A 12,720-nucleotide genomic window follows, 5' to 3' on the forward strand; every position below is an offset into this window, starting at 1 on the left:
TTATGAAGATTGTTCTCTTTATTTTGTCTGTTTTCACTCTGTTTTCCTGTAATAAGGATTATTCAACAAAAATGCAACGTGGGCACTGGTTGGGTGAGCTACAGGTCAATGACACTGAAAACCTGCCTTTCAATTTTGAGGTTACTGCAGATAACAGTTTGAAGATTCTCAATGGAGAAGAAGTCATCTTAGTGGATGATGTGACCTATAAAAACGATTCTATCTTTATTAAGATGCCAGTTTTTGAAGGGTATTTTGCTGTAAAACTTACAAAAGAAGGCATGGAAGGCAATTTTATCAATGAGGATATGAATATGAATCTGCCTTTTAAAGCCATTTATAATTCTAAAGAGCGATTTGAGGTTAAAGAAGCACCCACAAACGATGTTTCAGGAAATTGGGAAGTGGTTTTTAGTCCTGATTCTGATCAAGAAAATTACTTTGCCAAAGGCATCTTTCATCAAAATGGGCATAGGGTGACTGGGACTTTTAGAACTAAAATAGGCGATTACAGATATTTGGAAGGTGTTTTGGATGGGAATGAGTTGAAGATGTCTGCGTTTGATGGCTCCCATGCATTTTTGTTCGTGGCTACCATAAAGGACAGCGTATTCAACGGTGTGTTTTATTCGGGGAATACTTGGAGTGCAGCTTTTGAGGGAAAACGAAATGAGAATTTTGAATTGCCGGATGCCAATACACTGACCACTATGCGTAATGACGCTGAAAATTTTGACTTCAGTTTTCCAGATGAAAGTGGCCAAAAGGTCTCTTTGACTGATGAGCAGTTTCAAGATAAAGTGGTGGTGGTACAGCTTATGGGAACTTGGTGTCCTAATTGTTTGGACGAAAGCATATTTTTTTCCGAATATGCGAAACTAAATTCTGAAAAAGATATAGAATTCGTAGCACTTGCTTTTGAAAATGCCAAGACAGATTCGCTGGCATTTGAGGGTATAAAACGTTTAAAGGATAGATTGGGTATTGATTACCCGATTTTGTTGGCACAGTATGGATCCACAGATAAGGTTGAGGCTCAGAAGAAATTGCCAATGTTGACGCAGGTGGTCTCTTATCCAACGACTATTTTTATTGGTAAAAAGGGAAAAGTGCGAAAGATTCACACAGGTTTTAATGGTCCGGCAACTGGAGCAAAGTACGTAGAATTTAAAAATGAATTCCGGACTTATGTGGAAGAGCTTTTGGAAGAATAAGGATGAGTCAAGATTAAAGGTTGCTGCTGAACTAATAAATTTTAAAATTCATATTCACTGTTTTAAATAAACCAATCATTTTTCTATTGCCGATGGCGTCGTTCTATAGACGCCATCGGTGCTTAAAATAACTTTTTTATCATTGCCATTAGCGTTGCAACTATACAAGCTAAACGGTGGTGGCCCGTTCTTTCCAAGTACATGGAAAATCAAGCGTTCGCCATTTGGGGTCCATGTGGGCACGCCATTGAGCTTGCCATCTTGTAATACCAACACGTCTTCAGAACCATCAGGCCTGCATTTGTAAATATCGTGGTTCATATGCAAATACAGATTGATAAAAGTGCCTTTGCTGTAAGCAATCCACTTACCGTCCGGCGACCACGCGGGATCGTAACAGTAGACATCGTCAAAAGTTAGTCTAATGGGATTTTCTAAAGCCATTGTGGTATAATTGAGTGTTGCTTGATAGATTTCAGCTTTTTCTGGGTTTGTTGGAAAATTTAAATCCGAAGGTCCCACGTAGGTGACTTGACGTCCGTCAGGCGACCAAGCGGGATCTGCAATGTCGTGCTTGAATTTTGAGATAATATAAGGATTGCTGCCATCTGCATCAAAGACTACCATTCGCCCTCGTGACACCATATCGTTGATGGATGGGTCTGGGCATTTTGCTGTTGCCAATATTTTTGTGCCATCTGGAGACCATTTGGCATGCGCCTGAATTTCCCAGCCGTAAGAATGGAGCGGTACAATCACTCGACCATTACTGCCATCAATATCAAAAACCATTAACTCACAAACGGGATATGAATTATGCCCGGCATTTTTCGGAGAGCGATAGCATAAGAATTTCGTTTTATCAGGACTTACCTTAATCCACCAATAATCATAGGAATTATCATTGACTAAATTGGTTTCTTGAATGCCGTCATAAGAGTAAACTTGAAGATTGCCATTTTCTTTACGATCGTAATAATAGATTAGAGAGTGGTCATCGTCTGGCGGAATAGTCGTGGCATCTTCGGTCGTGCAAGAAATAATACCAAAAAATACAAATAAGAAAAAAAGGAAACTTTTCATAAGACTATTGTTTTTGATAATCCATTGTGAAACAGTCTAATCCAAATAGTAAGCGAACATCTAATTTAGTCATTTTTATTAAAACAGGAAAGTGGTCTATTAGAAAGTTATGTATCCATTTTTTAGATACATTGAGTTATAAACTGGGAGACAGCCCTATTCACTCCGTCCATCCCGCTTGCCACTTCAGTCTACCCATGAATACTCTCGCTCTTTCCGTATTCCTTAATCAATTCACCTTCAAAATCCACGAGTTCTTTCCAACGCTTATCGACATCAATATCTTTACCGTATTTTCGTGCATAAGTGATGAAAAGTGTGTAGTGTCCAGCTTCACTGACCATTAATTCGTAATAAAATTTTGAAAGTTCTGGGTCCTGAACGTGTTTTGATAGCATTTTAAAGCGTTCGCAGCTTCTTGCTTCAATCATGGCTGAAAACAATAATCGGTCCACCATACTCTGCAACTGGCTGCCACCCTTGTTCATGAATTTATAGAGTTTGTTGACGTAGCAGTCTTTACGTTCTCTTCCTAAAGTGTAGCCTCTCTTTTTAATAATTTCGTGCACCATCTGAAAATGTTCCAACTCTTCCCTGGCCAATTCGAGTAAATCTGTCACCAAATCTTCGTATTGTGGATTGAGGGTAATGATGGTGATGGCGTTTGTGGCGGCTTTTTGCTCGCACCAGGCATGGTCCGTTAAGATTTCTTCTATGTTTTCTTCGGCAATGGCAGCCCAACGCGGATCTGTTTCTAATTTTAGGTGTAACATCTGATATCAATGAAAGATTAAACTTCTGAAATAGGCTTCGAAGATAGTCATATTTTCATACCGACTATGATTTTACAAATCGCATAAATGCTCTTAAAATCTATAGCGTTATGGCATCTTAAGGCGATAGACACAACATTAAAAAATTAAATTGGTATCAGAGATGTGGTTAAAGAACAATAAGCCTGGAAATAATCGAGTTTTTAACCCAATATAGGTTGTGCTGGCTCTGAAAACATCATGACATTGGAATAGCCCAAACCAGTCTAGTTGATTTGTAGTTGATTCGAAATAGTCTTTTAGCATAAATAACGTTCGTTTAGTTGCTAAGTACATAATCATAAAGGCTTTTTGATATTTTAGCCAATTGATCGGTTCCTTTGTCAAAATCCTTTAGGTTTTTAGAAAGTAAAACCAAAATATAGGCACGGCCATCAGGGAGGTAGATAATTCCCGCATCGTGGTGTACTCCAGTTATAGAACCCGTTTTGTGAGCCACTTTGACCTCTTTGGGTAAATACAATGGAATTATATCATTGTGTTGTTGATCTTTTAAAATAGCAATCATCGCGTCACAATCTTCCTGCTTACTAGCAGTATTATTGGCAATGGCTTCCATGATTATCATTAAATCTCGGGCGGTTGTGGAATTACTGAGACCTTTATCATACGCCTTTTGATCTTCTACGCCTCTCAAAACTTCGATGTTTTTTGCGCCTAAACGCCGCATTGTTGCAGTTGTTTTTTTAGCGTCAACCAATTCGAGAAGTATATTGGTTGCTAAATTGCTGCTTACGGTAACCATGCTGTGCATCAAGTCACTGAGCGCTACTTTAGTGCCGATATGACTGTAAATAATATCATCGCTATCATCGTTAATATCCATGCTGTACAAACTGCCGTCCACAATGCTTTTAAATTCATTTTTCAATAAGATAGAATCCTTCAAATCTAATTTTCCTTCAGAAGCTTGTTTGAACAGTTCGATCATCACAGGTACTTTCATGGTGCTGGCCGCATGAAATTTTTCGTCGACATTAATTAATAAACTGTCCTTGGGTTTGGATAAGCTATAAAACGCCACAGCGACTGTACCTTCTATGGAGTCAATTTTGGCTTGGATGGTTTTCTCTAAGTTTTCTTTTTTAGAAATTTTATCTTGACAGGAAGAAGCAAAAAGTAATAAAGAACCCAATATAATTGAAAAAGTAGTTTTTAAGGATTTCATAGTTTTTAATCAGTATTTTAATATTATTTGAGGAGTGGATTGCAGTGTTTTAGTTTTTGCGTGCAGTTTACAGCCATTTATTTTTGATCAACCATTTCGTGATATATTCTGTAAATCCATCAACATCTCTTGGTGTGTTGCAGAGAATAATAAATGTAATATTCTTTTCGGGTACAGTGACATAATTACATAAAAAACCACCTTGGCTCCCGGTGTGGCCCACCGTTTTTAAACCGTCTGTTGTTTTTCCAATAAACCAAGACCAACCTATGAATGGTGGTGTGGCGTCTTGCCAATTTGGCCATGGTTTGATCGCTCTTGAGTCTATCAAAATAGAATCAGAAATAAATTTGTGTTCTTGTAATGCCAATTCATATTTAGCCAATTCGTTTACTGAACTCCAAACTCCTCCGTTACCTGCAGCCGCAAATGTGGGTTCCTCGCCATAGTCTTTTTCTATCCATTTTCCGTTGTTTTGTATATAGCCATGAGATACACCTGATTCTGGGTGTGGTCCATCCGTAATGGTGCTTGTTTTCATGCCTGAAGGCTCAAAAATGTTGTCTGCAATATATTTTTGCCATTTCATATCGGTCACTTCTTCAATTATTAAAGCCAATGCATTGTACGCGGGATTTGAATACTCGTAACGGGTGCCAGGTTCAAAGTTTAGATTTTCGGCCTGCGTTGTTGGGTACCAGTTTTCAACATCTTTAGCAGTCAGATAAAATAGAGAATCCGTTTTCGTCTCCCTATTGTCTTGTAAGCCTGAAGTGTGTGTGATTAAATGTTTGATTTTTACCTTTTCGGCTATGGCCTTATTTTTAAAATTAGGAAAGTATTTGGCCATATTGTCTTCAATGGAAAGTTTGCCTTCATCTTGTAACATAAGAATGGCGTTGGAAACGAATGTTTTAGAAATGCTGCCAACGTTGAATAAGGTATGGTCATCTATCTTGGTGTTAAGTTCAAGATCGGCAAGGCCATATCCTTTGCTGAAAATGATGCTGTCGCCTTTCATGATTAAAATGGCACCACCTGGCTCATCAGCTGGCATATTGTTGGAGAAATAGGCGTCTAATTGACTGGTGTATAGTGTGTCTGTCGGCTGTGTTGTTCCTTTATTGTCTTTACAGCTGAGCATTAGCACAACCACGGTAAGTGGTAAAAATAAATTGAATTTTCCCATCTCATTTAGTTTGAATTAAATCTCCACTTGAAAGGTCAGTTAATATGGAATTTGTTGCATTCCACTCAAATTTAGGAAAAATGTGACACGAATTTCTTGTTTTGGACAGAAAACACCTCAGAATTGACGTTTTAATGCCCTGACTACTGAAAGCTTAAAGTTTAAAGCTGCAAACTTCCTTCAGAAAACTCTTCCATAGTCCGTCAGTCGAGCAAATTTTCGCTGATCATTTTAGATGGTGTTCTCAGGCACAAAATTTATTTTATAGATTTTTTGGATGGGGATCGATACTTCTTATTTTGTTAACTGTACACTATAGTCTGAGGACTGCCTACTGAGGACTGCCTACTGAGGACTGCCTACTGAGGACTGCCTACTGAGGACTGCCTACTGATCATTGCATACTGATCATTGCATACTGAGGACTTATGAAATATAATTCCAAATATTCTTATACTTGGTCAACTGTCCGTAAGTGTACCGTAGCACCCTGTGCTCGGGCAACGACAATGAAGGATCGGCTTTTAAAATAGCCTTGGCGTAGTGGCGTGCATGTTGTAAAATATCTTTGTCCTTGATGACATCAGCGATTTTAAGGTTCAGGACACCGCTCTGTTGGGTGCCCATCAAATCTCCTGGCCCCCGAAGTCTCAAATCTACTTCGGCTATTTCAAAGCCATCATTGGTGCTGACCATGGTTTGTAGTCTGGTTTTACTGTCTTCACTGAGTTTGTGGCTGGTCATTAAAATGCAATAGCTTTGTTCTGCGCCACGTCCAACGCGCCCTCTCAACTGATGCAGTTGTGACAATCCGAAACGTTCGGCGCTTTCAATGATCATTACGGATGCATTCGGGACATTGACGCCCACTTCAATAACTGTCGTGGCGACCATGATTTGCGTCTCGCCCTTAACAAAACGTTGCATTTCAAAATCCTTATCGGCTGGTTTCATTTTTCCGTGGACAATAGAAATTTGGTAATCCGGCATAGGGAATTCCCTAATGATACTTTCATAGCCATCCATCAAATCTTTATAGTCCATAGTTTCACTTTCTTGGATCAACGGATAGACGATATAGATTTGTCTGCCTTTTGCGATTTCATCTCGGATAAACTTAAATACTTTCAGCCTGTTTTTATCGTAACGATGTACCGTTTTGATGTTCTTCCTTCCAGGTGGTAATTCGTCAATTACAGACACATCCAAATCGCCATAAACCGACATTGCCAATGTTCTCGGAATTGGCGTTGCAGTCATAATTAAAATGTGTGGAGGTGAGGTGTTTTTGTGCCACAATTTGCTGCGTTGCGCGACTCCAAAACGGTGCTGTTCATCAATCACTGCAAGTCCCAAATTCTTGAATTTCACCTTATCTTCGAGGAGGGCATGAGTGCCAATTAAGATGTCCAACTCACCATTTTCGAGGGCTTCGTGAATTTTTCGTCTATCTGAAGTTTTGGTTGAGCCAGTGAGTAGTTCTATTCTGATGTTCAGTTTATTACATAGCTCTTCTAATCCGTGATAGTGTTGGACTGACAAAATAGCAGTCGGCGCCATTAAGCAAGCTTGAAAACCGTTGTCAAGTGCCATTAACATTGACATGAGCGCTACTATAGTCTTCCCAGAACCAACATCACCTTGCAATAGGCGATTCATTTGGGCGTTGCTTCCTAAATCGGACCTGATTTCTTTCAATACCCGTTTTTGGGCATTGGTTAAATCGAAGGGTAAATGCTCTTGATAAAAACTATTAAAATAGTGTCCTACATGTTCAAAATTATAGCCTTTTATTTTTGATTTATGGATCAGATTTTTGATGATCAATTGCAGCTGAATATAAAATAACTCTTCGAATTTAAGTCGGAATTGGGCTTGTGATAATAGCTCTTGATTTTCGGGAAAATGGATGTTGAAAAGTGCTTTGCTTTTCGAAATTAATTTGAGTTCGGAAAGTAAATTTTCAGAAAGCGTTTCTTCGAATCGTCCCTTGGTTTCCAAAAATAATTGCTGCATTATTTTGTTCAAAACGCGATTCGAAATGCCTTTATTCGCCAGTTTTTCAGTGGACGGATAAATGGGTTGCATTGCAGAGCGCAGATTTCTTTCATGCTCTTCAAGCAGTTCCATCTCAGGATGTGGCATATTAAAAACACCGTTAAACCAATTGGTTTTCCCAAAGATGACATATTTTTTTCCAAATTTGATGCTGTCTCTAATCCATTTATGACCCCTAAACCATACGAGCTCTATGATGCCAGTGTCGTCTTTAAAGGTGGCGACCAGGCGTTTTCCGCGTCCTGTGCCAAGGTCTTTTAGATTTGTGACCTCTCCAATTATTTGAACATCAGCATTGTTTCGTTGCAATTGGTTGATTTTGTAGTATTGTGTTTTGTCAATATAACGGTTGGGAAAGAGGTTAATCAAGTCTTGATAGGTGTGAACACCAAGCTCGCTACGGAGCAAATTTGCGCGATTTGGGCCGACACCTTTGAGATAGTCTATGGGTGTTTGAAGGTTGATGTTCATGTTGTTTTACGAGGCACAGAAGGCAATTTAACGACTTCAAAATTAATCATTTAAATTTTCACTCCTCCTTTATACAGTGCTTGGTGTGTTAGCTATATCGCAAAGTTACACAAAGAAAAAGAAGTTTCACAAAGCGTTATTGGCATTGTGGCATTATCGTTTTTATTTTCTTATTTTGGTCATATCTTAACTAAAACCCGTAAATGAAGAGTTTCTTTTCGCTTTTATCCGTTTTTATTTTTGGAATTGTTTCTGCGCAACAAGTTGATATTGTTGATTTTGAGCGAATTAAGGCTGAGCTGAATATAGAAAACAAGAATATAGTCTCTGGGACTGTCGCTGTTTACTTCAAAACCATGAAAGCTGTAGATTCTGTTTATCTTGACGCCTTGAACATGGAGTTTAGGGGTTTGAAATTGATAGATCTGAGCAAAAATGAGGTCGAAGCTTTTGATTTTCAAATTGATGTAGATAAAGTTGTGATCTTGAATAGATTTAAGGAAAATACAGACTATTTATTGCAATTCTGGTATGCGGCTGAACCTAAAAAAGCATTATATTTTGTAGATGATCAAATTTGGACACAGGGCCAAGGGAAATACACCAGCAATTGGTTGCCAAGTATTGATGATACAAATGATAAGATTGAATTTGATTTGTCTGTTTCCTATGATGATAGCTATGAGGTGTTGGCCAATGGTCAGCTTATTTCAAAAGAAACTATCTCTCAAAATCGAACGACATGGCATTATGATATGACTAAGTCTATGAGCAGCTATCTTGTTGCCTTGGTCATTGGCAAATACAATAAAAATACGGAGACTTCAGAAAGTGGCACGCCCTTGGAATATTACTATTATCCTGAAGATTCTGCCAAAGTAGAATCGACCTATCGCTATAGCAAGCACATGTTTGATTTTTTGGAAGAGGAGATTGGAGTGCCGTACCCTTGGGGCGTCTATAGGCAGGTGCCGGTCAAGGACTTCCTGTATTCTGGGATGGAAAATACAACTTTGACTATTTTTTCAGATGCTTTGGTAGTGGATGCCATCGGATTTAATGACCGCAATTATGTGAACGTCAATGCACACGAGCTTGCACATCAGTGGTTTGGTAATCTCGTGACAGCAACAAGTGGTGAGCATCATTGGCTGCAAGAGGGTTTTGCCACGTATTATGCACTCTTGGCCGAGCGCGATGTGTTTGGAGAAGACTATTACTATTGGCGATTGCATGAGTACGCGCAGCAGCTTTTAGAGCAGGAAAATGCAGGAGAAAATACTGCTTTACTCGATCCTAAATCAAGTAGCGTCACTTTTTATCAAAAAGGTTGTTGGGCTTTGCATGCACTGCGCGAGCAGGTTGGAGAAGATGCTTTTACATCGGCAGTGAGAAATTATCTCCTAAAACATCAATACAAAAATGTTCAAACTTCTGATTTTATTGAGGAAGTTGAGATGACGAGCGGTCAGGATTTGTCGGAATTTGTGAGCCTATGGTTGGAAGATAGTGTGTTGCCACAAGATGCGATGGTGCAAAGTTTGAAGAATTCAGAGTTTATTAAGGAATACATGGATGTCAGTTGTGAAACCTATCCTGCAAAATGTAGAGATTATTTGGTTTCTGATATTTCGGATAAAGCGAAAATCAAGATTCTTTCTCAGCCCAGCTACGAGGTGGAATTGGAGGATTTTAACAATAATCTTGAGGTCCGACAGGCTATCGCCCAAAAGCTGACCACTATTTCTTTGGAATTTAAAAGATCGTATGAAACACTTTTAAACGATGCCTCCTATGTGACTATTGAGAGTGCTTTGTATAATTTATGGGTCAATTTCCCCGCAGATCGTGCCAAATATCTGCATCAAACCAAAGATATTTATGGATTTAACGATTATAATGTAAAATTGCTTTGGTTGGCCTTACATTTAAATACCATCGAATATCAACCGGATAAACAACAAGCCGTGTTCGAAGAGTTAAGAGGTTATACCGATCCAAAGTTTAGTTTTGATTTGCGGATGAATGCGTTTAATTATCTGAAACTGATCAACGGATTCGACAAGGTGTCCCTGGCCAATTTGGTTCAAGCAACCTCCCATCACAATTGGCGTTTTCAACAGTTTGCGAAACGACTTATGGTAGAACTTAAGGGAATTGATGCTTATAGACAAATTTTAAATGGGATAATTAATAAAGAATAAAGAATAACGAATGAGGGCATTGGTCATATCAGGTGGAGGTAGCAAAGGTGCATTTGCAGGCGGCGTGGCGCAATACCTTATTGAAAACAAAAAATTGGATTACGACTTATTCATTGGTACTTCTACGGGTAGCTTGTTGGTGTCTCATTTGGCATTGAAGAAAGTAAACGAAATAAAGGAAATTTATACCAGTGTCACTCAGAGTGATATTTTTAATGTCTGTCCATTTAATATTAAACGGAAAAGTGGTATCGAAACCATTAGCATCAACCATTTTAACGTGCTCCGAAATCTTTTAAGTGGAAGCAAAACCTTCGGCGAAAGCCATAATTTGAAAAAACTCATTAAATCACATGTTACAGAACAGGGGTTTAATGCTTTGAAAGCTCTTAAGACCGATGTGGTTGTTACCGTTTCAAACTTGTCACTTAATCAGGTGGAGTACAAGTCTATCAAGGATTTTGATTATGAAGACTTTATCGATTGGGTTTGGATTTCCTGTAACTACACGCCTTTTATGTCTTTAGCTAAAAAGGACGGCTGCGAGTATGCTGATGGTGGTTTAGGCTCGATGGTTCCTATAGAAGAGGCGATTAGACGAGGTGCGACCGTTGTGGATGCCGTGATTTTGCAGACCGAAGTCACCCAGTATAACAGAATGCCTTCATTAAACGCGTTTTCTTTATTGACCAATATGTTTTCGTTTATGTTGGATAGGATTGAATTTCAGAATATTAGAATTGGGAAATTTGTTGCCAACAACCAGGATGCCATTATTAATTTTTATTATACACCAACGGTTTTGACCACCAATTCGTTGGTTTTCAACAAGGACAAGATGACCTTATGGTGGCAAAGTGGATTTGATTTTGCAAAACACAAAAATCAAGAAACAAGTCCAGTGGAGCCCGAGAAAACAGAATAGATGAAAAGAGCATTAGTGATTTCAGGAGGAGGGAGTAAAGGGGCTTATGCTGGAGGTGTGGCGCAATATTTAATGGAGGATCAGGGTAAGTCATATGACATGTTCCTGGGAACCTCAACTGGGAGTTTACTGATTCCGTATTTGGCAATTAATGATATAGGGAAATTGTATGATATTTTTACTAATGTAAAGCAGAGAGACGTTTTTAGTATTAGTCCGTTTGTGCAACATAAGAAGGACGGAAGGGAATTTGTTTCTATAAATTACTTCAATTCTTTAATACAATTTGTCAAGCGTAAGAGAACTTTTGGTGAGAGCGGAGCATTAAGAAAGAATATCAAACGCAATTTTACCGAATATGAATTCAATATAATTAGAAAATCAGGGATTGATGTTGTTGTAACCGTTGCCAATCTCACTAAAAGTACCGTAGAGTATAAGTCGATCAAAGATTTTAGGTACGAAGAGTTTTGCGATTGGATTTGGATCTCCTGCAACTATATTCCCTTTATGTCATTGGCTGTAAAAAATGATTGCGAATATGCGGATGGCGGCTTGGGCTGTGTAGTGCCTATTAGAGAGGCTATTTTGAGAGGGGCTACTGAAATTGACGCTATTATCTTGGAGTCTGAAAATATGGAAGGCAATAAGGTTTTAGGGAAGAATCCTTTCTCTCTAATGATTAACTTATTCTCTTATTTAATGGATCAGGTTGAAAAAAGCGATGTGACCATTGGTCAATTGGCTGCGATCAATAAAAACGTGACGCTCAATCTGTATTATACACCCACGAAGCTAACTGAAAACTCTTTGATTTTTAGTAAAAAGTTGATGACGAAATGGTGGGAGCAGGGCTATACATATGCTAAAACAAAACATGACAACGCAATGTCTGATGAAGGTGGCATTTAATACTTACCACATTTCGCTTACTTCTTGTTTAATATAAGAAAGTGCCGCGTCACTAGGAGCGCGTTTCTCCATCATTTCAGTTAAAACGACTTCTCTCAATTTGTTTGCTGTATCGGTTTTTTCCAGAAGACTGGCTTTTCTGATAAGTTGAATCGTAGCATTTTTCGCGGCGCAAATAATGTTCCAGCAGTCATCGCTGATGTAGATTTGTTGCGACAAATTATGTTCGAATTCCTGTTCAATACTTGCTATAAGTAAACTTTCATAACTTTCTTTATCAGAAGATGTTGGCTTGACCCTAATGATCAATTTCGAAGGCGTTATCCGTTCTAAGAAAAGTACCATTCGTTCATAAGCTTGTAAGCGTAATGGCATGGCGTTAACCTGCAAGTCTTTGTTAAGGAGGAACCGCCTTCTCCCATCTTCATTTTTGGTGTGTTCTTTAAAAAAATAATAAGCTACAAGTCCAGTGATTATTGCAGGAATTGCGTAAAGTAAAGCGTCAATTAGTTTTAATCCTAAATCCATAATAGGTTGTTAAGTTTTATCAAACATAAGATGTTTTTATTTAAATTTCGCAAAGAAATTAAAAAAACGGAAATTTAAGGATGTTATACAGATGTACCTTGAAACCTTCTATTTTTATTAGTATATCTTTAAATT

10 protein-coding genes are annotated in these 12,720 nt (G+C 38.5%); 4 read left to right on the forward strand and 6 right to left on the reverse strand.

Features of this window, described 5'->3' with window-relative positions; genetic code table 11:
* Window positions 1-2: 2 nt before the first annotated feature.
* Window positions 3-1,214, forward strand: a complete 1,212-nt coding sequence (locus J4051_RS13785; protein ID WP_208234461.1) for a peroxiredoxin family protein — start codon at window positions 3-5, stop codon at window positions 1,212-1,214.
* 75 nt (window positions 1,215-1,289) lie between these two features.
* Here the strand turns inward: J4051_RS13785 and J4051_RS13790 are convergent, their stop codons facing one another.
* The 5 genes from J4051_RS13790 to recG form a co-directional block, all read right to left on the reverse strand.
* Window positions 1,290-2,297, reverse strand: coding sequence for a TolB family protein (locus tag J4051_RS13790; protein ID WP_208234462.1), 1,008 nt, complete (start codon window positions 2,295-2,297; stop codon window positions 1,290-1,292).
* A gap of 191 nt (window positions 2,298-2,488) precedes the next feature.
* Window positions 2,489-3,070 (reverse strand): tRNA-(ms[2]io[6]A)-hydroxylase, encoded by a 582-nt coding sequence (gene miaE / locus J4051_RS13795; protein ID WP_208234463.1) that lies wholly within the window; start codon window positions 3,068-3,070, stop codon window positions 2,489-2,491.
* A 319-nt stretch (window positions 3,071-3,389) separates the two neighbouring features.
* Window positions 3,390-4,298, reverse strand: coding sequence for a serine hydrolase (locus J4051_RS13800; RefSeq protein WP_208234464.1), 909 nt, complete (start codon window positions 4,296-4,298; stop codon window positions 3,390-3,392).
* Window positions 4,299-4,365: 67 nt separating this feature from the next.
* Window positions 4,366-5,487 (reverse strand): serine hydrolase domain-containing protein, encoded by a 1,122-nt coding sequence (locus J4051_RS13805; protein WP_208234465.1) that lies wholly within the window; start codon window positions 5,485-5,487, stop codon window positions 4,366-4,368.
* A gap of 426 nt (window positions 5,488-5,913) precedes the next feature.
* Entirely contained in the window at window positions 5,914-8,016 is a 2,103-nt protein-coding gene (gene recG / locus J4051_RS13810; RefSeq protein WP_208234466.1) for an ATP-dependent DNA helicase RecG, read from the reverse strand.
* Between the two features lie 203 nt (window positions 8,017-8,219).
* Here recG and J4051_RS13815 point away from each other — a divergent pair, with 203 nt between their 5' ends.
* From J4051_RS13815 to J4051_RS13825, 3 genes are read left to right on the forward strand one after another with little or no spacing between them, the layout of a single operon-like run.
* Window positions 8,220-10,220: a M1 family metallopeptidase gene (locus tag J4051_RS13815; protein WP_208234467.1), complete on the forward strand. Its 2,001-nt coding sequence runs from the start codon at window positions 8,220-8,222 to the stop codon at window positions 10,218-10,220.
* 10 nt (window positions 10,221-10,230) lie between these two features.
* Window positions 10,231-11,145, forward strand: a complete 915-nt coding sequence (locus J4051_RS13820) for a patatin-like phospholipase family protein (RefSeq protein WP_208234468.1) — start codon at window positions 10,231-10,233, stop codon at window positions 11,143-11,145.
* Window positions 11,146-12,057, forward strand: coding sequence for a patatin-like phospholipase family protein (locus J4051_RS13825; protein WP_208234469.1), 912 nt, complete (start codon window positions 11,146-11,148; stop codon window positions 12,055-12,057).
* 3 nt (window positions 12,058-12,060) lie between these two features.
* Here J4051_RS13825 and J4051_RS13830 read toward each other — a convergent pair whose 3' ends face one another.
* Complete coding sequence (locus J4051_RS13830; protein WP_208234470.1) at window positions 12,061-12,585, reverse strand: DUF7935 family protein; 525 nt, start codon at window positions 12,583-12,585, stop codon at window positions 12,061-12,063.
* Window positions 12,586-12,720 lie beyond the last annotated feature (135 nt).

The organism is Gelidibacter pelagius, from assembly GCF_017581925.1.
Taxonomy (GTDB): Bacteria; Bacteroidota; Bacteroidia; order Flavobacteriales; family Flavobacteriaceae; genus Gelidibacter; species Gelidibacter pelagius.